Genomic DNA, 21,268 nt, shown 5'->3' with positions numbered 1-21,268 from the left:
GCCCGTACCGAACCAGGCCGATCCGGTACCGAACGAGGCCGATCCGGTACCGAACGCGGAGGAGCCGTCCCACCGATGGGACGGCTCCTCCGCGATTCCGGGCGGTCGGGTGATAATCGAGGGCGTGAGCGAGCAGCCCCCCACCACCGCCCCCACTCCCGCCGGCGCCCCCGAGCCGCAGCCCCTGCGCTGGTTCGGCACCAGCTGGCTGAACCGGGACAACGGCTACTGGCCGCGCCGGGTCGCCGTGTCGATCGGCTCGCTGGTCGCGGCCGCCGCCGTGGTGCTGGTGCTGCGCTTCGGCATCGAGGGCATCGCGCTGTCCGACAACGGCACCTTCCTCAACGGGCTGCTGACCGCCGCCATCGCGGTCTGCTCGCTGATGGCCGTGCGGCGCACCTGGAAGGTGCTCACCGAGGGCAAGGACCAGCTGGAAGGCTGGATGGCCGAGGACAAGTCGCTCGGCGCGGTCTGGCTGATCGGCGGGGCCGGCTCGCTGCTCGCCTACTTCGCCCGCAGCCTGGTCGAGGCCCCCGGCGAGGCGGTCCAGCGGGCCGCCTACGAGCGGGCCGTGGCCCAGTTCGAGAAGCGCCAGGCGAGCCGCAGCGGCCGGCCCGACACCAAGGCGCCGGGCCGGGGCAAGCGCAAGCGCTGACGGCGGCCGCCGCGCGCCGGCCGCCGTCTGCCCTTGTGCCGGTCAGCCCTCGTGCCGGTCGGTCCTTGTGCCGGTCAGCCCTTGTGCCGGGCCTGCTTGACCGACCCGACCACCCCGGCGATCGCCAGCAGCAGGCCGGCCGGCAGCAGCGAGAGGAAGAAGGCGCCGAACAGGCCCTCGTCGCCGAGGAACAGCTGGGCCAGCGTGTTCAGCGCCAGCATCCCGCCGGCCGCCGGGAGCGCCGACTGCCAGGGGTGCTCGTCCGCCCAGCGGCGCAGCCGCCGGTCGGCGGTGTCGCGGCGCAGCTGCCCGCCGACGGTGCCGACCAGGAAGAAGAAGAACAGGCCCCAGCCGGCCGGGCCGGCCAGCATGTCGAGCGCCCAGTTCCCGGTGATCGCATCGACCCCCAGGGCGGTCGCCCCCACCACCGCACCGACCCCCGCGGCGGTCCGCCACGGTCCCACGGTCGCCGAGGCGACGGCGAGTTGCCGGTTCTCACGTCGGGACATTTCGTCGTGTGCCATGGCTCCACGGTGCGCCCGCCGGAGACCGGAAGCCATAGGGGAAACCCCGGAGTTTTCTCCCTAGGGGCACGGGTCGTCCGGGGCCGGGGCGCGGGTCGTCCGGTGTCGGGGTGCAGGGCGTCCGGCCTCGGGGCGCGGGTCGTGCGGCGTCGTCCGGCCTCGACCGGGTCGGGCGGGCCGCGGGGACCACGGGCCGGACGGTCCGCCCGGGTGCCACCCCGCGGTGCGAGGATGGCCGCAGTAGCGGAGCGAGGAGCGAACCATGGGCAGCAGCGCGGGACACGGACAGAAGATCGCCTTCCTGGGCACCGGCAAGATCGGCGAGGCCCTGCTCTCCGGTCTGCTGCGGGCCGGCAAGGATCCGGCGGACGTCCTGGTGACCGCCCGCCGCCCCGAGCGCGCGGCCGAACTCGCCGCCCGCCACGGCGTGGTGGCCGTCTCCAACGCCGAGGCCGCCAAGCTCGCCGACACCCTGATCCTCGCGGTCAAGCCGCAGGACATGGGCACCCTGCTGGAGGAGCTGGCCCCGCACGTCAGCCCGGACCGGCTGGTGATCTCGGCCGCGGCCGGCGTGCCCACCACCTGGTTCGAGGAGCGGCTGGCGGCCGGCACCCCGGTGGTCCGGGTGATGCCCAACACCCCGGTCCTGGTGGACGAGGGGATGAGCGTCATCTCGGGCGGCACCCACGCCACCGAGGAGCACCTGGCACGCGCCGAGGAGATCTTCAGCTCGGTCGGCAAGGCGCTGCGGCTGCCCGAGTCCCAGCAGGACGCGGCCACCGCGCTGTCCGGCTCCGGCCCGGCCTACTTCTACTTCCTGGTCGAGGCGATGACCGACGCCGGCATCCTGCTCGGGCTGCCCCGGCAGGTGGCGCACGACCTGATCGTGCAGTCGGCCATCGGGGCCTCGGTGATGCTGCGCGACTCCGGCGAGCACCCGGTGAAGCTGCGCGAGGCGGTCACCTCCCCGGCCGGCACCACCATCTCGGCGATCCGCGAGCTGGAGAACCACGGGGTGCGGGCCGCCCTGCTCGGCGCCCTGGAGGCGGCCCGCGACCGTTCCCGGGAGTTGGCCTCCGGCGGAAAGTGACCGCTGCGCGACCCCTCCCGCAATCTCCGCGCACCCCCTACGCTCTCGCCTGCGTCGGCCTACCGGCCGGTAGCGAGAGGCCGCCTGGAGGTCCGCTTGAGTGCCGCACCGTCCGACATCCCGCCCGGCCTGCGCGCCGGGCGGGCCGCGCTCGCCGTGAGCTTCCTGCTCCAGGGCACCGTCTTCGCCCTGCTGGTCACCTGCATCCCGGAGATCCAGCACCGGTACGGGCTGAGCGACGGGCTGCTGCCGGTCTTCCTGGCCGCGGTGCCGGTCCTGGCCGGGGTGGGCTCGATCCTCTCCGAGCGGCTGGTGAGGCGCACCGGCGCCAGGGCGGTGCTGCGGGTGGTCCAGCCGGCCGTCTGCCTCAGCCTGGCGGCCGCCGGACTGGGCGGGGCGCTGTGGCAACTCGCCCTGGCACTGGGCGCGTTCGGGCTGCTGGTGGGCGCGCTGGACGCCAGTATGAACATGCTCGGGGTGGGGCTCCAGCACCGCTACGGCCGCTCGATCATGATCGGCTTCCATGCCGCGTTCAGCCTCGGCGGCATCCTCGGCGCGGCGGTCGCGGGCCTCGGCTCGCACTACGACCTCGGGCTGCCGGTGCTGTTCGGCACGGCCGCCGCGGTGGTCGCCCCGCTCGCGGTGCTGACCGGCTTCCGCTTCGCCGGCCCGGCCGAACTCGGCGACGCCGTACGGGAGGCCGCCGAGGCCGCCGCCCGGTCCGTCCCGTGGCGCCCGCTGCTGCCGCTCTGCCTGGCGATGGCCTTCGCGTACATCGCGGACTCCTCGGTCTCCAACTACAGCGTCAAGTACCTCACCGACGGGCTGGGCAGCCGGGAGGACCTCGCCAAGCTCTCCTACCTGGGGTACATGGTCGCGATGCTGCTCGGCCGGGCCCTGGGCGACCGGGCGGTGCAGCGCTTCGGCGCCGTCGCGGTGGTGCGCGCCGGGGCCGCGCTGGCCGCGCTCGGGTTCGGGGTGGCCGCGGTCGCGCCCACCGCCTGGGCGGGCATCGCCGGCTTCACCGTGCTGGGCTTCGGCATCTGCGCGATCATCCCGCAGGTGTTCGCGGCCGGCGGCCGGCTCTTCCCGGCCGACTCGGACGCCGCGGTGGCCCGGCTCAACCTGTTCAACTACGTGGGGTTCCTGCTGGGTTCGCCGCTGGTCGGGGCGATCGCGGACGCGAGTTCGTACCGCTGGGCGCTGCTCGCCCCGATGCTGCTGGTGCTGGCCGTCCTGCCGCTCGCCGATCGCTTCGCCCCGGCCCCCGCCACCGGCGTGGCGGCGGGGGCCGGGGCGGTCGGCGGGGCGGGGGTCAGCTGATCACGGTCTGGAGGCCGGGCATGCCGTCGAGGAAGGGGCCGCTCCTGGTCTTGGTGACCGGGTAGCCGTATTCGGCGTAGACGTAAGGGGCCCAGTTCAGGGTGTACGGCGCGGTGCCCCAGGTGGGGGTGTCGGTGATCCTGACGGTGGCCGTGACGGTGCGGGTGGCGCCCGGCTCGATCGGCGCCGTGGGATGGAAGCCGACGACGTTGCCGTTGACTCCGCAGTCCACCTGCTCCCCGCCGCAGCTGGTGAAGGTGAACGCGCCGGTCAGCGTGTTGGAGGGAAAGCTCGGCCCGATCCACTCGTACGCGAAGGTGATGGGGGTGGATTCGGTGTTGGTGAGGGAGAGGGTCAGGGTCAGTACATCGCCCGGTGCCGCCGTCTTCTTGTCGACGGAGGCCGAGACGCCGGTGATCACGCCGTCGTCGCGGGTGGTGGTGGCGGAGGCCGGCTGGGCGGCGAAGATCACGCCAAGTGTCAGTATCGCGGCGAGAGTTGCTCCGAGGCGTTGCACGCTGAATGGCTTCATGGCGGAGAGGATAGGGAGCCGTGAAGGTCGTGCGTGCATCCTCTTCACGCCATCTTCGACCGCCGTCTTCAACCGGAACCGGCGGGCCCCCGCCGTCGGGAGACGGCGGGGGCGGTCGACGGGACGGGGGGTCAGCTGATCACGGTCTGGAGCGCGGGCACCCCGTAGGTCCAGGTCTGGTCCTTGGCCGTGCCGGTGGTGCCGACCTGGCCGAACTCGTAGTAGACGTACGGCGCCCAGTTCAGGGTGTACGGCGCGGTGCCCCACGCGGGGGTGTCGGTGATCTTGACGGTGAGCGTGACGCTCTTCGACGCCCCCGGCGCGATCGGCGCGTTGAAGTGGAAGCTGGCGCTGTTCCCGTTGGTCGCACAGTCCGAGGTGTCGCCGGTGCAGCCGGTGATGGTGAAGGCTCCGGCCTGGGTGTTGGCCGGCCAGGTGGGCTGGACGGCCTCGTAGGCGAAGTAGATCGGGCTGTTCTCACTGTTGGTGAGGGACAGTGTCAGGGTCAGCTGGTCTCCCGCCTTGGCCGTCGACTTGTCGACCGCGAAGGCGGCGCCGTTGACCGCGGCGGAGGCCGGCTGGGCGGCAAAGAAGACGCCAAATCCCAGTATTGCAGCGAGAATTACCCCAAGGCGTTGCACGCTGAATGGCTTCATGGCGGAGAGGATATGGAGTCGCAAAGCTTTTGTCTGTACCGCCTCAACACGCGCCTCCACAGCCGCCCCACAACTTCCGTAGTTTCATCGCGCACCTGACGCCCGTCCGCCCCCACCGCCGTCGTCCGTTCGCACCCGCCACCGCCGCCCGGCGCGCCCTGGCCAAGGCCCCGTCACCCGCACCCGCTACGGTGGAGGCCATGCCCGAAGCCGAGCGTGACACCCCCTGCGGCCTGCACCTCTTCTGGGACGAGGCCGTCACCGCGTACGACTTCGGCCCGGGCCACCCGATGGACCCCACCCGGCTGGCCCTCACCATGCGCCTGGTCGAGGCGCTCGGGCTGAGCACCGGCCCCGGGGTGACCGTCCGCTCCGCTCCGCCCGCCGGTGAGTCGACCCTCCGGCTGGTGCACACCCGGGAGTACGTCGAGGCCGTCCGGAACGCCGCCGCCCACCCCGACCGCACCGACGCGGTGCACGGACTCGGCACCGACGACAACTGGTCCTTCCCGGCGATCCATTCGGCCTCCGCGCTGATCGCCGGCCAGTCGGTGGCCGCCGCCGAGGCGGTCTGGCACGGCGAGACCCCGCACGCCGTCAACTTCACCGGCGGGCTCCACCACGCGATGCCCGGCAAGGCCTCCGGCTTCTGCGTCTACAACGACCCGGCACTGGCCATCGCCCGGCTGCTCGAACTCGGCGCCGAGCGGGTCGCCTACGTCGATGTGGACGTCCACCACGGCGACGGCGTCCAGGCGGCCTTCTGGAACGACCCCCGGGTGCTCACCATCTCGCTGCACGAGCACCCGGCCACGCTCTTCCCGCAGACCGGCTGGTCGGTCGAGACCGGCGGCGAGGACGCCCCCGGCTCCGCCGCCAACCTGCCACTGCCCGCGGGCACCGGCGACGCCGGCTGGCTGCGCGCCTTCCACGCCGTGGTGCCCGAACTGCTCGACGCTTTCCGGCCGCAGGTGCTGGTCACCCAGCACGGCGCGGACACCCACCTGGAGGACCCGCTCGCCCACCTCGCCGTCACCGTGGACGCCCAGCGGCTGATCGCCGAGGCGCTGCACGACCTCGCCCACCAGTACGCCGGGGGCCGCTGGGTGGCCACCGGCGGGGGCGGCTACGCCGTGGTGGACGTGGTGCCGCGCACCTGGACCCACCTGGTCGCCACCGCCGCCGCCCGGCCCGTCGACCCGGCCACCGAGACCCCCGAGTCCTGGCGCGCCGAGGTCTACCGCCGCACCCGCCGCCCGGCCCCGCTGCGGATGACCGACGGCGCCCGCCCGGCCTGGCGCGACTTCGACTCGGGCTACGATCCGGCCGACCGGCTCGATCAGGCCATCCTGGCGACCCGCCGGGCGGTGTTCCCCCAGCACGGCCTGTTGGCCTGATCCCGCCCTCCCCACCGGGCCCGGGAGGGGTGATGCGTACCTCGGGTGGTGCCATCCGCCGGTCGGCTACGTACTGCAACGGTCCTATCTCTCACCGTACGAGGACCGCACTTCCCCTCTTCCCACTGGTACCACCCATAACTACTCTGGGGATACACGTGTGCCGGTGGAGTCACCGGAGGGGAAGCCGGTGCCTTGCACACGGGTAAGGGTCGGGTGATGGTCATGAGTTCCGTCGAGCGCCCCCTTCAGGAAGTCGTCTTCCTGACCGTGGCGGAGGTCGCCGCGGTCATGCGGGTGTCCAAGATGACGGTGTACCGCCTGGTGCACAGCGGAGAGCTGCCGGCCATCCGGGTCGGACGGTCCTTCCGGGTGCCCCAGCAGGCGGTGCACGAGTACCTCAAGGAGTCCTACGTGCGGCTTGAGAGCGCGTAGCGGGGGCGCGCGGGCACGGGGTCCACAGCGGTGGGCCCCGCGCTCGTTCGCCCGGGATTTCCCCCGAGTTTCCCGGTGTCGGGGAGCACGATTACGGCCTTAGCACCATGGACGGTAGGCTAGGCCCTCACGTCAGTCGTATGGACTCCGTCTCTCACGGGCGAGAGTCTCAGTGAGCGAGGGTTGTTCCGTGGGCTCTGTCATCAAGAAGCGTCGCAAGCGTATGGCCAAGAAGAAGCACCGCAAGCTTCTGAAGCGCACTCGCGTTCAGCGTCGCAACAAGAAGTAAGCGGCCCCGGCCGCGCCTGGCGCGCCAGTGCTTCCACCGCCCGCCCATGCCCTCGTGGCCTGGGCGGGCGGTGTCGTTTCACGGCCCCCCTGGGCGGCACGGTACGGTGCACGCAGGCCGCCCGGGCCTGGGGAGTGGGGTGCAGCACCGTGGGTGTGGTCGTGCTCGTCACCGGCGTGGCACGCCAGCTCGGCGCCCGCTTCGTCGCCGAGGTCCGCCGCCGTCCGGGCGTGGACCTGGTGGTCGGCGTGGACGTGCAGCCGCCCCGGAGACCGCCCGAGGAACCGTCCGGCCCGGCCGCCCCGTACCGCTTCCACCAGCTCGACCTGCGCCGCCCGGCACTCTCCCGGGTGCTCGCCGAGCACGGGGTGGACACCGTGGTGCACCTCAGCGTCAGCGCCACCGGCCTGGGCTCCACCAACCGCTCCGCGGTGAAGGAGTCCAACGTGATCGGCACCATGCAGCTGCTCGGTGCCTGCCAGAAGGCTCCCGGGGTGCGCCGGCTCGTGGTGAAGTCCACCACCGGGGTCTACGGCTCCGCGCCCCGCGACCCGGCGGTGTTCAGCGAGCGGATGCAGCCCAAGGACCCGCCCGGCGGCGGCTTCGCCAAGGACGCGGCGGAGGTCGAGGGCTATGTGCGCGGCTTCGCCCGGCGCCGCCCGGACGTCGCGGTGACGGTGCTGCGCTTCGCCAACATCGTCGGCCCCGGCGCGGACACCCCGCTCAGCGAGTACTTCGCGCTGCCGGTGCTGCCGACCGTCCTCGGCTACGACCCCCGGCTGCAGTTCGTGCACGAGGACGACGCGGTCGCGGTGCTCTGCCGGGCCGCCGACGAGCCCGTGCCGGGCACCGTCAACACCGGCACCTTCAACGTGGCGGGGGAGGGCGTGCTGCTGCTCTCCCAGTGCGCCCGCCGACTCGGCCGGCCGACCCTGCCGCTGCTGCTGCCCGCGGTCAGCTGGATGGCCGTGCTGGCCCGGCAGACCAGGCTGGTGGACGTCTCCCCCGAGCAGCTGCGGCTGCTCACCCACGGCCGGGTGGTGGACACCGCGCGGCTGCGGGACACCTTCGGCTACCGCCCGGCGTTCAGCACTCCGGAGGCCTTCGCCGACTTCGCCGCCGCCGCCGGCCCGGGGCTGCTGCCGCCCGAGCGGCTGGCCGCCGCCGCCGACCGGCTGACGACCCTGCTCGGCTCCGAAGGCGCCGCGTCCGCCGGACCGGGCGGGCCGGACGCCGTACCGAACCTCCCCCGCCGACCGAGGAGCTGAACCCGCGATGAGTGCCGCAGCCGAGAACGCGCCGGCCGAGGCCAAGGTCATCCCGATCGAGTCCGCGCCCAGCTGGACCTCGCCCGAGGGGCCGAAACTGGCCGACCGGCTCGCCGGGGCCGTCGGCGGGGCGCTGTCGGGCCCGCTCGGCCCGGCCGCCACCCGGCTGTTCGGCAAGGGCTGGGAGGGCCGCGCCGCCGATGGGCTGTCCTTCCTGCGCCGCCGGCTGACCGGCGAGTACGAGGTGGACGAGTTCGGCTTCGACCGGGAGCTCACCGAGGAGGTGCTGCTCTCGCTGCTGCGCCCGCTGGCCGAGAAGTACTTCCGGATCGACGTCCAGGGCGTGGAGCACATCCCGGCCGAGGGCGGCGCGCTGATCGTCGCCAACCACTCCGGGACGATCCCGCTGGACGCCCTGATGACCCAGGTGGTCATCCACGACCACCACCCCGCCCGGCGGCACCTGCGGATGCTCGCCGCCGACCTGGTCTTCGTGCTGCCCGGCATCAACGAGCTGGCCCGCAAGGCCGGCCACACACTGGCCTGCAACGAGGACGCCCAGGCCCTGCTGGAGCGCGGCGAGGTGGTCGGGGTCTGGCCGGAGGGCTTCAAGGGGATCGGCAAGCCGTTCGCCGAGCGCTACAAGCTCCAGCGCTTCGGCCGCGGCGGCTTCGTCTCCTCGGCGCTGCGGGCGCGGGTGCCGATCGTGCCCTGCTCGATCGTCGGGGCCGAGGAGACCTACCCGATGATCGGCAACGTGAAGACGCTGGCCCGGCTGCTGGGCCTGCCGTACGTGCCGATCACGCCGACCTTCCCGTGGCTGGGCCCGCTCGGGGTGCTGCCGCTGCCGACCAAGTGGACGATCCGCTTCGGCGAGCCGATCGCCACCGACACCTATCCGGCGGAGGCGGCGGACGACCCGATGCTGGTCTTCGACCTGGCCGACGAGGTGCGGGAGACCATCCAGCACACCCTCTACCAGCTGCTGGTGCAGCGGCGGTCGGTGTTCTTCTGAGACCTCCGGGGTCCTCCCGGGCCCCGGAGGCGGCACGGTCCCGCGACGTGCGAGGGCCCGGCGGATATCGCACTCCGCCGGGCCCTCGCCGTCCTTTCGTCAGCCGCCCAGGATGCGCAGCCCCGGCAGCAGGTCCGGAAGCAGCGGCGGCACCTCGACGCCCTGCGGCTGGGCCGCGGGGGCGCTGGGCGCGCCCGGCTGCGGTGCCTGGGGCGCCGCGTCGGCGCTGGGTGAGGGCTTGGTGCCGGTGAGCCCGCTGGTGAGGCCGCCGACCAGGCCGTTGACGGCGTCCGGGGCGCCGGTGGGCAGGTTGTCCGGCAGGAGGCCGCCCTTGCCGCCGTTGCCGGACGCGCCGGCACCGGGGTCGGCCGGGGCGTGCTCGGTGGCGCCGGGGTGGTTTCCGGCCGGGGCGCCCGGGGCCTGCCCGGTGCCGGCGGTGCTGCCGGAGCCGTTCGCCGGGGAGCCGGCCGGGGAACCGCCGGTCGACGCGGACGAGCCGTCGCCCGCTCCGGAGCCGGCCGCGCCACCACCGCCGACGGCGGGGGGCAGGGCCAGGCGCAGGGGCGCGACGTCCTCGCTTATGTCGTCGAAGAGCTGGTTCACCAGATGGGCCTGCCGGGTGAGTTGGGCGGGCAGCCGGCCCTGCAGCTCGCTCCAGCGGCCGTCCTCGTCGTGGGCGAATCCGGCCAGCGCCCGCATCGGGTCGAGCGAGCCGTTGCTGCGGTAGACCGAGCGCAGCAGTTCGCGGCCCTTGAGGGCGTCGGCGTGCATGTCGTCCAGTGCCCGGCGGACCTGTTCGACGGTGGTGTCGCTGAGCGCGCCGGCCGGGCCGGTGCGGCCGACGAGGGCCTTGGCCTCGCCGAGCCGGGTGGCCGCGCTGTCCAGCAGCAGTTCGCCGCGTTCGGAGTCGGAGCCCGCGAAGTCGAGCCGCAGGCCCTCCAGTCCGCGCTTCAGGCCGTACAGGGAGTCCCCGGGAAGGGCGTTGGAGCTGGCCGCGGCGGCGCCGGCCAGGCTGCCGACGGCGAGCCCGGCGACCAGTCCGCCGATGGCGAACCGGCGGCTCCAACGGCCGCGCGGTGCCGTCCGGATCGCCCGGTGGCGGCGCTGGCGGGGCACCGCGGCGCCCGTCCCTCCGGCGAAGGCCTGCTCGAACGCGGCCATCAGCTGGGCGCGTTGGACCGTCCGGACCTCCCGGTCCAGGGCCGGCCCGGGCAGCGCCCCCAGCGCGTCGGTCAGTCCGACCAGTCCGGCCATCGCGGCCGAACCGGCTTCGGTGGCAGCGGTGTTGTCCGATCCGGCGGTGGCCGTAGCGCGTTGCTCCGCCTGGTGGGCCTCCAGCGCCTCGGCGAAGGCCTTCGCCCGCCGGTGCTCAAGCACGTTTGCCGTCACGGGCCACACCTCCCTTCGTCGTTGTCGACACCCCGGCCCGCCGGACGGTTGCCCAGGCTGGCCAAAGACACTCCATCGGGTGATAGGCCGCAATTCGACTTGACCGTATGCCCGGTGGGGGCTTGCACGCTGGCCAACGAGCGGTACCGGCGGTCGGTTACGCACGGCTGATCATCGGACCGACCGTTCACCCTGACGTGTCGGCCGGGCGTCGGCGGTGACGGACGGCCGGGCCGCACCGCGGCCGCGCCGTCCACCGCGCCCCTCACCTCGCGTCGGGCGGGAGCAGCCGGGCCAGGGTGCGGACGGCCCGGTACTGGAGGGTCTTGATGGCGCCCTCGTTCTTGCCCATGATCCGGGCCGTCTCGGCGACCGAGAGCCCCTGCAGGAAGCGCAGGGTGACGCACTCCTGCTGCTGGGGGTTGAGCCGGCGGACCGCTTCGAGCAGGGCGGCGTTGGAGAGCGACTCCAGCACCGACTCCTCCGGGCTGCGCTCGCACTCGTTGGAGTCGAGCATCTCGCCGGTGGTGACCTCCAGGCGGAAGCGGCTGGACTTGAAGTGGTCGGCGACCAGGTTGCGGGCGATGGTGACGAGCCAGGCGCCGAAGTCCCGGCCCTGCCAGGTGAAGGTGCCGATCCGGCGCAGGGCGCGCAGGAAGGTCTCGCTGGTGAGGTCCTCGGCCGTGGCCCGGCTGCCGACCCGGTAGTAGATGTAGCGGTACACGGTGTCGGCGTAGTGGTCGTAGAGCCGGCCGAAGGCCTCGCTCTCGCCGGCCTGGGCCCGCTCGACCAGCTCCATGACGGGGTTGTGCTCGGTCTCGTAGCCGGGGCTGGGCGCGGTCCTGGCGCGGCCCCGGCCGACACCGGAGGTGCGGCCGCGCGAGCCGGTGCCGGTCGAGCCGGCGGCGGTGGTGCGCAGCGCCGCACCCGGGCCCTGGGGCTGGCCGAACGTTCCTCCGGCGAGCGCGAGTCGGGGCGTGCCGCCGAGCCGGCCGTCGAACTGGCTGCGGAGCAGGCTGCGGAGCAGGTCCAGGCCGGTGGAGATCTGCCGCTCGACGGTGGGCCGGTCCCGGAGGCCGGTGCGGGTGCGCAGGGGCGCGGACGACGGGCGGGAGGGTGCAGGCGCGTCGTTCCGGACGGGTGGGTACACGGGACTCCCAGAGGCAGAACTGTGGACGGATCACCTCCGCCTGCGCGGAGAGCGCGTCAGGGGCGTCCGTTCGAGCGGGACGCGTGGTGACGCGCATCCAGGAGAGAATAACGCTTTGTGCAATGACAGCTACACCGTGTGGTCGAAGTGGTCGTTTGGGATCCATTTGTTGTGCATGTTCGGCTGATAGTGACCGGAGCTGTCGGCGTTCATCCGGCTCAACGTGATCGAACGGGCGCCCAGGGTGACCAATTTGGCGGCCTCGGGGGCGGTTTCCCAGCCTTGGGGCTCGGCAACCCCTGACTTTCCCGGCCTGGCGAACGATCAGAACCGGTCACCGGCCGACAGGTTCGTGCAGGCACCCCGGACTGCCCTGCGCTGCAAGGGAGTTCGCCCGTACGAGGGGCCAGGTCAGAGGCATGGTTGACGTGTGCTCACCCTCCCGGGCGAGCGTGCGGGAAAGGGCCCGGGCGCGGCCCTCAGGCGGTGCGCCGGCGCCGGTTCAGCGCCACCCCGGCCGCCGCCGCGCCGGCCAGCACCCCGAGCGCGGCCGCCGCCGGCAGCCCCACCCGGGCCGCCTTGCGTCCGGTCCGGAAGTCCCGCACCCGCCAGCCCTGGGCCCGGGCGTGGCGGCGCAGCGCGCCGTCCGGGTTCACCACGTACGGGTGGCCGACCAGCGAGAGCATCGGGATGTCGTTGGCCGAGTCGCTGTAGGCGGCGCAGCGGTCGAGGTCGAGGCGTTCGCGCCGGGCCAGCGCGCGGACGGCGGCGGCCTTGGCCGGGCCGTGCAGCATGTCGCCGACCAGCCGGCCGGTGTAGAGACCGTCCCGGGCCTCGGCGACGGTGCCGAGCGCGCCGGTCATGCCGAGCCGCCGGGCGATGATCCGGGCCACCTCCAGCGGGGCGGCGGTGACCAGCCAGACCCGCTGGCCGGCGTCCAGGTGCATCTGGACCAGGGCGCGGGTGCCCGGCCAGATCTTGTCCGCCACGACCTCCTCGAAGACCTCCTCGCAGATCGCCTCCAGGTCGGCGGTGCGCTTGCCCGCGACGATGCCGAGGGCGGACTGCTTGGCGTCCGAGATGTGGTCCGGGTCCTCGGTGCCGTGCAGCCGGAACCAGGCCTGCTGCCAGGCGAAGCGGGCGATGTCGCGGCGGGTGAGGAAGCCCCGGCGGTAGAGGCCGACGCCGAGGTAGAAGATCGCGGCGCCGCGCAGGATGGTGTTGTCGCAGTCGAAGAAGGCGGCGGCGCGGGGGTCGTCCGGGTCCGGGGTGTGGTTCTCGGCCGGGGCCTTGGGGGTCTTGCCCGGCTTTCCCGCGTCCGGAGCGTCCGGGGTGTCCGGAGCGTCCGGAGTCTCCGGGGTGCTCGGGGCGTCCGGCGCGCCCGCCGGCCGGCCGGCGCGGTCCGGCCCGGGTGCGGCGCGCAGCGCGGCCTCGGCCGCGGCTTCGCCGGCCAGGGCGCTCCGCTCGCTGCCGGAACGCCTTGCCTGGGTGAGCCTTCTGAGCACGGCCATGTCACCGAGGATAGCCAGCCCGGCGCGCGCCGACCGTGACGGAGCCGTGCCCGCGAGGTGAACAGCTCGTCCGGCCCCCGCGCGCCCGGGGGCCGTCCCGCCGGCCGTTCTCGGATGCGCGACGCTCCCCGGCCCCCGGCCGGGAGGCGCCCCCTCCTCCGCCTCGCGATGCGCGCGCCCCGACGCCGCACCCCGACGCCGCGCCCCGATCCGGGCTGACCGGCGGGACGCCCCCGGGGCCCCGGGGGCGGGCGGGTGGGGTGGCGCAGAATGGGGCGGTGAGCCCACTGCTGCGACGTAAGAGCCCCAAGCCCGCGGACCGGACCGTGACCCTGGTCGGCAAGCCCGGCTGCCACCTGTGCGACGAGGCCCGCGAGGTGATCGTCCGGGTGGCGGGCGAGCTCGGGGCGTCCTTCGAGGAGAAGGACATCACCCAGGACGAGGAGCTGTACCGCCGCTACTGGGAGCAGATCCCGGTCACCCTGATCGACGGGCGTCAGCACGACTTCTGGCGGGTCGACGAGAGCCGCCTGCGCAAGGCCCTGGAGGCCTGAGGGGGCGTCCGTCCGGACACCCCCGCCCCCGTCACTCGGCGGGGGCGCTTCGCCGAATCGTTGCCAAAGACACTCCGTTTCGGCTTGGGGCGCGACGGGTTGGTCGGCTTACGATCGAACACGTTTGCGCCCGTGGGGGGCTGAGCACGCGAGGAGTGCCGCCATGCTTCCCGGCCCCACCCCTGGGACGTCCGCGACCCCGGAAGGGGCCCGGGGCTTCGCGGTGGTGGACGTGGAGGCGACCGGCCGCAGCCCGTGGCGGCACCGGGTGGTCGAGGTCGCGGTGGTGCTGCTCGACGAGCGGCTGTGCCCCGAGGGGGAGTTCGCCACCCTGCTGGACCCGCTCGGCCCGGTCGGCCCGACCCATGTGCACCGGATACGCCAGTGCGACGTCGAGGGTGCCCCGCGCTTCCGCGAGATCGCCCCGCGGCTGCTGGAGCTGCTGGCCGGCCGGGTGCTGGTCGGTCACCACGTCAGCTGTGACCACGCCTTCCTCGATCGCGAGTTCGCCCGGATCGGGGTGCCGCTGCCGCCCGTCCCGCTGCTGTGCACGATGCGGCTGGCCCGCGCCCACCTGCCGGAGGCCCGCGGCCACGGCCTGGCGGCCTGTGCGGAGGCGGCGGGCCTGGGCTGGTACCCGGCGCACACCGCGCTGGGCGACGCCCGGGTGACCGCCGAGCTGCTGCGGCACTGCGTGGGCGTCCCGTCCTGCCCGCCGGACGACTGGGCGGGCCCGCTGCGCGAGGCCGCCGGGGTGCCCTGGCCCCGGCTCGGCCGGGCCCGCTCCCGCCCCTGCGGCGCCGGTGTCCCGCTGTTGCGCAGGGAGGCGCCGTACGGCCCCTGGCTGCCCGGATCACAGGCCCCGGAGGTCGTGCTGACACACTCCGGTGCTATGGGTCCGACGGCCTGACGGCGGCGTGATGCGCATCACTGTGCAGGGACAAAACGGACACCATCTTTGTGCACACGTTCACAAACGCATAGCCTGGCTGCCAAAGCCCAGCTTCACCCACAGGAGCACCGTGGCAATCGGCCGCCCACCACAGAGCAGTTCGCAGACGCCCGACCAGGGCGCCGCGCGCCGACCCTCGCGTGCCCGGGGCATCCCGGAGGCGACGGTCGCCCGCCTGCCCCTCTACCTGCGTGCCCTCACCGCGCTCTCCGAGCGCTCGGTGCCGACCGTCTCCTCCGAGGAGCTGGCCGCCGCGGCCGGCGTGAACTCGGCGAAGCTGCGCAAGGACTTCTCCTACCTCGGCTCCTACGGCACCCGCGGCGTCGGCTACGACGTCGAGTACCTCGTCTACCAGATCTCCCGCGAGCTCGGCCTGACCCAGGACTGGCCGGTCGTCATCGTCGGCATCGGCAACCTCGGCCACGCGCTCGCCAACTACGGCGGCTTCGCCTCCCGCGGTTTCCGGGTGGCCGCCCTGTTGGACGCCGACCCGAACGTGGTCGGTTCCACCGCCGCCGGGCTCCCGGTGCGGCACATGGACGAGCTGGAGTCGATCGTCGAGAGCCAGCACGTCTCCATCGGCGTGATCACCACCCCGCCCGGCGCCGCCCAGCAGGTGTGCGACCGGCTGGTGGAGGCCGGCGTGACCAGCATCCTGAACTTCGCCCCCACCGTGCTGACCGTCCCGGACGGCGTGGACGTGCGCAAGGTGGACCTCTCCATCGAGCTCCAGATCCTCGCCTTCCACGAGCAGCGCAAGGCCGGCGAGGAGCCGGACGACCGTGCCGAGTCGGTGCTCGACCGCGCCCCCGGGCCGGTCCGGGCGGCCGCCGCCAAGCTGCGCCGCGCGGCCGGCGGCACCGGCAAGACCGCCCGGGGCGCCGCCGAGACGGCGGCCAAGGACCAGGCCGAGCAGGCCAAGGGAAAGTCCGCCAAGGGCGGCGACGGGGATCTCTCCGCGGTGATGCCCGCATGAACACCGAGAGCTGTGAGGGGCGGGCATGAGCCTTCTCGTCGTAGGGCTGAGCCATCGCACGGCCCCGGTCGGGGTGCTGGAGCGCGCCGCGCTGACGGGTGACGTACCGACCCGGCTGCTGCACGACGCGGCCGCCACCACGACCGTCGCCGAAGCCGCGCTGGTGAACACCTGCAACCGGATCGAGCTGTACGCGGACGTGGACAAGTTCCACGCCGGCGTCGCCGAACTGTCGCTGCTGCTGGCCCACCACAGCGGCGTGGACCTGGAGGAGCTGACCTCCCACCTGTACGTCCACTACGAGGACCGCGCCGTCCACCACATCTTCTCGGTGGCCTGCGGCCTGGACTCGATGGTCGTCGGCGAGGGCCAGATCCTCGGTCAGCTGCGCGACGCGCTGGCCAAGGCCCAGGACGAGCACACCGCCGGGCGCGGCCTGAACGAGCTGTTCCAGCAGGCGCTGCGGGTCGGCAAGCGGGCGCACAGCGAGACCGGCATCGACAAAGCCGGCCAGTCGCTGGTCACCTTCGGCCTGGAGCAGGTCGCGGCGGGCGCGGGCGAGATCGCCGGCAAGCGCGCGCTGGTGGTCGGCGCCGGCTCGATGAGCTCGCTGGCCGCCGCCACCCTGGTCCGCGCCGGCGTGACCGACCTGCTGATCGCCAACCGGACCCCGGCCCGGGCCGAGCGGCTGGTCGAGATCCTCGGCCCGGACGTGGCCCGCACCCTGGACCTGGAGAAGGTGCCGGACACGCTGGCCGACGTGGACCTGGTGATCTCCTGCACCGGCGCGTCCGGCGTGGTGATCAAGGCCGAGGACGTGGCCGCCGCCGTCGCCACCCGTGCGCCGTCCGCCCAGCCGCTGGCCCTGCTCGACCTCGCCATGCCGCGCGACGTCGACCACGCCGTGCACGAGCTGGACGGCGCCCTGCTGGTCGACCTGGAGAGCCTCTCCCACGCGCACGCCGCCAGCCCCGGCGCCGGCGACGTCGACGAGGTCACCCGGATCGTCTCCGACGAGGTGACCGCCTTCGGCGCCGCCCAGCGGGCCGCCCGGATCGCGCCGACCGTGGTCGCGCTGCGCTCGATGGCCTCCGACGTGGTCGCCGCCGAGCTCGGCCGGCTGGACTCCCGGCTGCCCGACCTGGACGAGCGCTCGCGCGCCGAGATCACCCAGACCGTCCGCCGCGTCGTCGACAAGCTGCTGCACGCCCCGACCGTCCGGGTGAAGCAGCTGGCCGCCGAGCCCGGCGGCGCCTCCTACGCGGAGGCGCTGCGCGAACTGTTCGACCTCGACCCGGCGGCCGTGCACGCCGTGTCGGGCACGCCCGTCGGCGGTGCGCCCCAGCCCTCCGCCGGGGGCGCCAGATGAACCGTCAGCCATCCCACGAGTACCACCGGGACGATCACCTCATGAATGGTCAAGCGATCACGGAGCAGCCCTCGGCCACCGCGGCCCTGCGGCTCGGAACCCGGCGCAGCGCCCTCGCCATGGCGCAGTCGGGCATGGTGGCCCGCGAGGTGACCAGGGTCACCGGGCGCCCCGTCGAGCTGGTGGAGATCACCACCTACGGCGACACCTCCCGGGAGTCGCTGGCGCAGATCGGCGGCACCGGTGTGTTCGTCTCCGCGCTGCGCGACGCGCTGCTGGAGGGCCGGATCGACTTCGCCGTGCACTCGCTCAAGGACCTGCCCACCGCCGCCCCCGAGGGCCTGGCGCTGGCCGCCGTCCCGGTGCGCGAGGACGTCCGCGACGCGCTGGTCTCGGCCGAGGGCCTGTCCCTGGACGAGCTGGTGGAGAAGCTGGCCGGCGCCGGCCGCCCGGCCCGGGTCGGCACCGGCTCGCCCCGCCGGATGGCGCAGCTGAACGCCTGGGCCGCCGCCCGCGGCGCCCAGCTGGAGACGGTCGCGATCCGCGGGAACGTGGACACCCGGATCGGCTTCGTGACCAGCGGTGAGCTGGACGCGGTGGTGCTGGCGACGGCCGGCCTGAACCGGCTCGGCCGCAGCGCCGAGATATCCCAGCACCTCGACACCGAGCTGATGGTCCCGGCCCCCGGCCAGGGCGCGCTGGCGGTCGAGTGCACCTCCGCCGACACCGAACTCACCGCCGCGCTCGCCGCGCTGGACCACGCCCCCACCCGGGTCGCCGTGGCCGCCGAGCGCTCCCTGCTGGCCACCCTGGAGGCCGGCTGCTCGGCGCCGGTGGCCGCGCTGGCCACCTGGGGCCGGGAGAACGAACTGCGGCTGGACGGCGTGGTCGGCAACCCCGACGGATCCGCCCTGCTGAAGATGTCCGCCAACGGTCCGATCGTCCTCGACGAGACCGCCGAGCGGCAGGCGGTGGCCCTCGGCCGCGCGCTGGCCGACCGGCTGCTCGCCGCGGGCGCGGCCGCCCTGATGGGGGAGCGAGCCCGATGAGCCCCACCGCCGCCACCGACGCCCTGTTCTCGGGACAGCCCGCCACCGGACGGTGCACCTTCCTGGGCGCGGGCCCCGGGGACCCGGGGCTGCTGACCCTGCGCGCGGTCGAGGTGCTGTCCACCGCCGACGTGCTGGTCGCCGACCCGCTGACGGCCGCCGCCGTGCGCAGCCACTGTCCGTCCGCCGTGCAGGTGCACAGCCCCGCCGCCGAGGGCGCCGCCTTCGACCTGGCCAAGCTGGTCGCCGAGGCCGTCCGCTCGGGCAAGCACGTGGTCCGCACCGTCGACGGCGACCCGGGCCTGGACGGCTGCGCCGCCGAGGAGATGCTCAGCTGCGCGGGCGACGGGATCCCGTTCGAGGTGATCCCGGGCGTCGCCCAGTCGGTCGGCGTCCCGGCGTACGCGGGTGTCCCGCTGCGGGCCGGCGCCGGCACCGACGTGCGCTTCGTGGACGGCGCCGCGCTGCTGGCCGGCAGCCCGGTGGACCTGGGCGCGCCGGAGACCACCCTGGTGGTCCGCACCACCCTGGGCCAGCTGCCGGCCACCGCCGCGGCCCTGGTCGCGGGCGGCCGCAAGCCGGAGTCGGCGCTCAGCGCCACGCTCTCCGGCACCACCACCCGCCAGCGGACCTTCACCTCCGCCCTGTCCGGCATCGCGGCCGACCTGAAGGCCGCCCGGGTGCTGCCCTCGCCGGTCTCCGCCCCGGTCGACCCGGCCACCTCGGTGATAGCCGTGGTGGGCGAGCAGGTCGCCCACCGCGCCTCGCACTCGTGGTTCGAGACCAAGCCGCTGTTCGGCTGGAACGTCCTGGTGCCGCGCACCAAGGAGCAGGCCACCGGCCTGTCCGAGCAGCTGCGCTCGTACGGCGCGGTGCCGCAGGAGGTGCCGACCATCGCGGTCGAGCCGCCGCGCACCCCGCAGCAGATGGAGCGGGCCATCAAGGGCCTGGTCACCGGCCGCTACGAGTGGATCGCCTTCACCTCGGTGAACGCGGTGCGCGCCGTCCGGGAGAAGTTCGAGGAGTACGGCCTGGACGCCCGGGCGTTCGCCGGGATCAAGGTCGCGGCGGTCGGCGAGACCACCGCCCAGGCCCTGGTGGACTTCGGCGTGAAGCCGGACCTGGTGCCCTCCGGCGAGCAGTCCGCTGCCGGTCTGCTGGAGGACTGGCCGCCGTACGACCCGGTCTTCGACCCGATCGACCGGGTGCTGCTGCCGCGCGCCGACATCGCCACCGAGACCCTGGTGGCCGGCCTGGTCGAGCTGGGCTGGGAGGTCGACGACGTGACGGCGTACCGGACGGTGCGCGCCTCGCCGCCGCCGGCCGAGACCCGCGAGGCGATCAAGGGCGGCGGCTTCGACGCGGTGCTGTTCACCTCGTCCTCGACCGTCCGGAACCTGGTCGGCATCGCGGGCAAGCCGCACAACGTGACGGTCATCGCCTGCATCGGCCCGGCCACCGCCAAGACCGCCGAGGAGCACGGCCTGCGGGTCGACGTGATGGCCCCGGCGCCGTCGGCGGCCGCGCTGGCCCAGGCGCTGGCAGACTTCGGGGCCAAGCGCCGCGACACCGCGACGGCCGCCGGTGAGCCGGTCTACCGGCCCAGCGAGCGCCGTCCCGGTTCGCGCCGCAAGGCCCGCTGAAACCCCTCATGGCCGAGGGCGGCCGACCGTCGCCCCCGGCACTGCACAACCGTTCGGAGAGAGAAGCCGTGACCGCTGAATTCCCGTACGTACGCCCTCGTCGGCTGCGCCAGAGCCCGGCGATGCGCCGTCTGGTGGCCGAGACCCGGCTGCACCCGGCGGAGCTGATCCTGCCGGTGTTCGTCCGTGAGGGCGTCAGCGAGCCCGTCCCGGTGACGTCGATGCCGGGTGTCGTCCAGCACAGCCGGGACAGCCTGCGCAAGGCCGCGGTGGAGGCGGCCGAGGCGGGCCTCGGCGGCCTGATGCTGTTCGGCGTTCCCGAGGTGCAGGACGCGGTCGGCAGCGAGGGCACCAACCCGGACGGCATCCTCCAGCAGGCGATCCGGGACGTGGTCTCCGAGGTCGGCGACTCCCTGGTGGTCATGTCGGACCTCTGCCTGGACGAGTACACCGACCACGGCCACTGCGGCGTGCTGGCCGCCGACGGCAGCGTCGACAACGACGCCACCCTGGAGCGCTACGCCGAGATGGCCCGGGTGCAGGCCGACGCGGGCGTCCACCTGGTCGGCCCGTCCGGCATGATGGACGGCCAGATCGGTGTGATCCGCCGGGCGCTGGACGAGGCGGGGCACCAGGACGTGGGCATCCTCGCCTACACCGCCAAGTACGCCTCGGCGTTCTTCGGCCCGTTCCGCGAGGCCGTCGGCTCCTCGCTCAAGGGCGACCGCAAGGCCTACCAGCAGGACCCGGCCAACGCCCGCGAGTCGCTGCGCGAGCTGGAGCAGGACCTCGCCGAGGGCGCGGACATGGTGATGGTGAAGCCTGCCATGGCCTACCTGGACATCCTGCGCCAGGTCGCCGACGCCTCCCCGGTGCCGGTCTCCGCGTACCAGGTCTCCGGCGAGTACGCGATGGTCGAGGCGGCCGCCGCGAACGGCTGGATCGACCGGGAGCGGATGATCATGGAGACGCTCACCTCGATCCGCCGCGCGGGCGCCGAGCAGATCCTCACCTACTGGGCCGTCGAGGCCGCCGCGATGCTCAAGTAGCGGACGCCGCACGGCAGAAGGCCGGGCCGCCCCCGAGAGGGAGCGGCCCGGCCTTCCGGTTCGGGCCGGAGGCCTACGCCTGGATGCCCGCGCCTAGGTGCCCGTGCCTAGATGCCCACGCCGCCGGCGTGCGCGAAGCCCGCGCCACCGCCGACCAGGTCGGTGGCGGTGGCCGCGCCGCCGCCGAAGCCGCCGGCGGCGGTGTCACCCGCGTGGGCGACGCCGAAGCCGCCGCCGGCCGCGAACGGCTCGTTGGCGGAGGCGGCGAACTCGCCGCCGCCGACCACGCCGACGTGCGCGAAGGCCGGGGTGCCGGCGCCCGCGAGCGCCAGTGCGGCGGCGGCGGTCAGGGCGGCCTTGGCCAGCTTGCTCTTCATGGAACTGCCCTCTCTCTGGGAGCGCCCCCGTGGACGCTCTGACACGTGATCACACCCGGCGGTCC

General features: G+C 74.0%; 22 protein-coding genes. 15 read left to right on the top strand and 7 right to left on the bottom strand.

The features are described from left to right. The first annotated feature begins 124 nt into the window (after nucleotides 1–124). Nucleotides 125–655, top strand: a complete 531-nt coding sequence (locus ACFRAR_RS32925; RefSeq protein ID WP_380702959.1) for a hypothetical protein — start codon at nucleotides 125–127, stop codon at nucleotides 653–655. 74 nt (nucleotides 656–729) lie between these two features. On the opposite strand, the gene ACFRAR_RS32920 is transcribed toward ACFRAR_RS32925, so the two are convergent. Next, nucleotides 730–1,179, bottom strand: coding sequence for a hypothetical protein (locus ACFRAR_RS32920; protein ID WP_380702957.1), 450 nt, complete (start codon nucleotides 1,177–1,179; stop codon nucleotides 730–732). A 262-nt stretch (nucleotides 1,180–1,441) separates the two neighbouring features. Between ACFRAR_RS32920 and proC the strand changes: the two genes are divergently transcribed. Then, the gene (proC, locus tag ACFRAR_RS32915; protein WP_380702955.1) at nucleotides 1,442–2,269 is read left to right on the top strand and encodes a pyrroline-5-carboxylate reductase; all 828 of its coding nucleotides are present in this window, start codon (nucleotides 1,442–1,444) and stop codon (nucleotides 2,267–2,269) included. A gap of 96 nt (nucleotides 2,270–2,365) precedes the next feature. Continuing rightward, nucleotides 2,366–3,592 carry an MFS transporter gene (locus tag ACFRAR_RS32910; RefSeq protein WP_380702953.1) on the top strand — a complete coding sequence of 409 codons (1,227 nt, stop codon included), beginning with the start codon at nucleotides 2,366–2,368 and terminating at the stop codon, nucleotides 3,590–3,592. Here the strand turns inward: ACFRAR_RS32910 and ACFRAR_RS32905 are convergent. Both ACFRAR_RS32905 and ACFRAR_RS32900 read right to left on the bottom strand, forming a co-directional pair. Continuing rightward, on the bottom strand, nucleotides 3,585–4,124 hold the full coding sequence (locus ACFRAR_RS32905; protein ID WP_380702951.1) for a hypothetical protein: 540 nt from the start codon (nucleotides 4,122–4,124) through the stop codon (nucleotides 3,585–3,587). The genes ACFRAR_RS32910 and ACFRAR_RS32905 overlap by 8 nt on opposite strands. A gap of 131 nt (nucleotides 4,125–4,255) precedes the next feature. Then, complete coding sequence (locus ACFRAR_RS32900) at nucleotides 4,256–4,780, bottom strand: hypothetical protein (RefSeq protein WP_380702949.1); 525 nt, start codon at nucleotides 4,778–4,780, stop codon at nucleotides 4,256–4,258. Between the two features lie 200 nt (nucleotides 4,781–4,980). Between ACFRAR_RS32900 and ACFRAR_RS32895 the strand changes: the two genes are divergently transcribed. The 5 genes from ACFRAR_RS32895 (at nucleotide 4,981) to ACFRAR_RS32875 (ending at nucleotide 9,184) form a co-directional block, all read left to right on the top strand. Continuing rightward, nucleotides 4,981–6,177: an acetoin utilization protein AcuC gene (locus ACFRAR_RS32895; protein ID WP_380702947.1), complete on the top strand. Its 1,197-nt coding sequence runs from the start codon at nucleotides 4,981–4,983 to the stop codon at nucleotides 6,175–6,177. Between the two features lie 225 nt (nucleotides 6,178–6,402). Beyond that, on the top strand, nucleotides 6,403–6,612 hold the full coding sequence (locus tag ACFRAR_RS32890; protein ID WP_045699258.1) for a helix-turn-helix domain-containing protein: 210 nt from the start codon (nucleotides 6,403–6,405) through the stop codon (nucleotides 6,610–6,612). Between the two features lie 190 nt (nucleotides 6,613–6,802). Continuing rightward, complete coding sequence (locus ACFRAR_RS32885; RefSeq protein WP_003948845.1) at nucleotides 6,803–6,901, top strand: 30S ribosomal protein bS22; 99 nt, start codon at nucleotides 6,803–6,805, stop codon at nucleotides 6,899–6,901. A gap of 149 nt (nucleotides 6,902–7,050) precedes the next feature. Further along, the gene (locus ACFRAR_RS32880; protein ID WP_380702945.1) at nucleotides 7,051–8,169 is read left to right on the top strand and encodes an NAD-dependent epimerase/dehydratase family protein; all 1,119 of its coding nucleotides are present in this window, start codon (nucleotides 7,051–7,053) and stop codon (nucleotides 8,167–8,169) included. A gap of 7 nt (nucleotides 8,170–8,176) precedes the next feature. Then, complete coding sequence (locus ACFRAR_RS32875) at nucleotides 8,177–9,184, top strand: lysophospholipid acyltransferase family protein (RefSeq protein WP_380702942.1); 1,008 nt, start codon at nucleotides 8,177–8,179, stop codon at nucleotides 9,182–9,184. Between the two features lie 99 nt (nucleotides 9,185–9,283). Here the strand turns inward: ACFRAR_RS32875 and ACFRAR_RS32870 are convergent, their stop codons facing one another. From ACFRAR_RS32870 to ACFRAR_RS32860, 3 genes are all read right to left on the bottom strand, one after another. After that, nucleotides 9,284–10,573 carry a DUF5667 domain-containing protein gene (locus ACFRAR_RS32870; RefSeq protein ID WP_380702940.1) on the bottom strand — a complete coding sequence of 430 codons (1,290 nt, stop codon included), beginning with the start codon at nucleotides 10,571–10,573 and terminating at the stop codon, nucleotides 9,284–9,286. Between the two features lie 265 nt (nucleotides 10,574–10,838). Beyond that, nucleotides 10,839–11,600, bottom strand: a complete 762-nt coding sequence (locus tag ACFRAR_RS32865) for an ECF subfamily RNA polymerase sigma factor, BldN family (RefSeq protein WP_380702972.1) — start codon at nucleotides 11,598–11,600, stop codon at nucleotides 10,839–10,841. Nucleotides 11,601–12,202: 602 nt separating this feature from the next. Then, a complete protein-coding gene (locus tag ACFRAR_RS32860) occupies nucleotides 12,203–13,234 on the bottom strand; it encodes an HAD-IB family hydrolase (protein ID WP_380702938.1) in 1,032 nt (343 codons plus the stop codon). Nucleotides 13,235–13,512: 278 nt separating this feature from the next. Between ACFRAR_RS32860 and ACFRAR_RS32855 the strand changes: the two genes are divergently transcribed. The 7 genes from ACFRAR_RS32855 to hemB all read left to right on the top strand — a co-directional run bounded on the left by ACFRAR_RS32855 (nucleotide 13,513) and on the right by hemB (nucleotide 20,826). Then, a complete protein-coding gene (locus tag ACFRAR_RS32855) occupies nucleotides 13,513–13,788 on the top strand; it encodes a glutaredoxin family protein (RefSeq protein ID WP_380702936.1) in 276 nt (91 codons plus the stop codon). A 163-nt stretch (nucleotides 13,789–13,951) separates the two neighbouring features. Then, entirely contained in the window at nucleotides 13,952–14,698 is a 747-nt protein-coding gene (locus tag ACFRAR_RS32850) for an exonuclease domain-containing protein (protein WP_380702934.1), read from the top strand. 118 nt (nucleotides 14,699–14,816) lie between these two features. Next, nucleotides 14,817–15,716, top strand: coding sequence for a redox-sensing transcriptional repressor Rex (locus tag ACFRAR_RS32845; protein WP_380702969.1), 900 nt, complete (start codon nucleotides 14,817–14,819; stop codon nucleotides 15,714–15,716). A gap of 25 nt (nucleotides 15,717–15,741) precedes the next feature. Beyond that, nucleotides 15,742–17,085, top strand: coding sequence for a glutamyl-tRNA reductase (locus ACFRAR_RS32840; RefSeq protein WP_380702932.1), 1,344 nt, complete (start codon nucleotides 15,742–15,744; stop codon nucleotides 17,083–17,085). A gap of 41 nt (nucleotides 17,086–17,126) precedes the next feature. Further along, entirely contained in the window at nucleotides 17,127–18,134 is a 1,008-nt protein-coding gene (gene hemC, locus ACFRAR_RS32835; protein WP_380702930.1) for a hydroxymethylbilane synthase, read from the top strand. Beyond that, nucleotides 18,131–19,777, top strand: coding sequence for a uroporphyrinogen-III synthase (locus ACFRAR_RS32830; RefSeq protein WP_380702928.1), 1,647 nt, complete (start codon nucleotides 18,131–18,133; stop codon nucleotides 19,775–19,777). The genes hemC and ACFRAR_RS32830 overlap by 4 nt, the downstream gene beginning before the upstream one ends. Before the next feature lie 68 nt (nucleotides 19,778–19,845). Continuing rightward, entirely contained in the window at nucleotides 19,846–20,826 is a 981-nt protein-coding gene (gene hemB / locus ACFRAR_RS32825) for a porphobilinogen synthase (RefSeq protein WP_380702926.1), read from the top strand. 107 nt (nucleotides 20,827–20,933) lie between these two features. Here hemB and ACFRAR_RS32820 read toward each other — a convergent pair whose 3' ends face one another. Next, nucleotides 20,934–21,203 (bottom strand): hypothetical protein, encoded by a 270-nt coding sequence (locus tag ACFRAR_RS32820; RefSeq protein WP_380702924.1) that lies wholly within the window; start codon nucleotides 21,201–21,203, stop codon nucleotides 20,934–20,936. Between the last annotated feature and the right edge of the window lie 65 nt (nucleotides 21,204–21,268).

Source organism: Kitasatospora sp. NPDC056651, assembly GCF_042792155.1.
Lineage (GTDB): Bacteria > Actinomycetota > Actinomycetes > Streptomycetales > Streptomycetaceae > Kitasatospora.
Note: the sequence above shows the minus strand (reverse complement) of the source record. Positions and strands in the feature narration are given on the sequence as shown.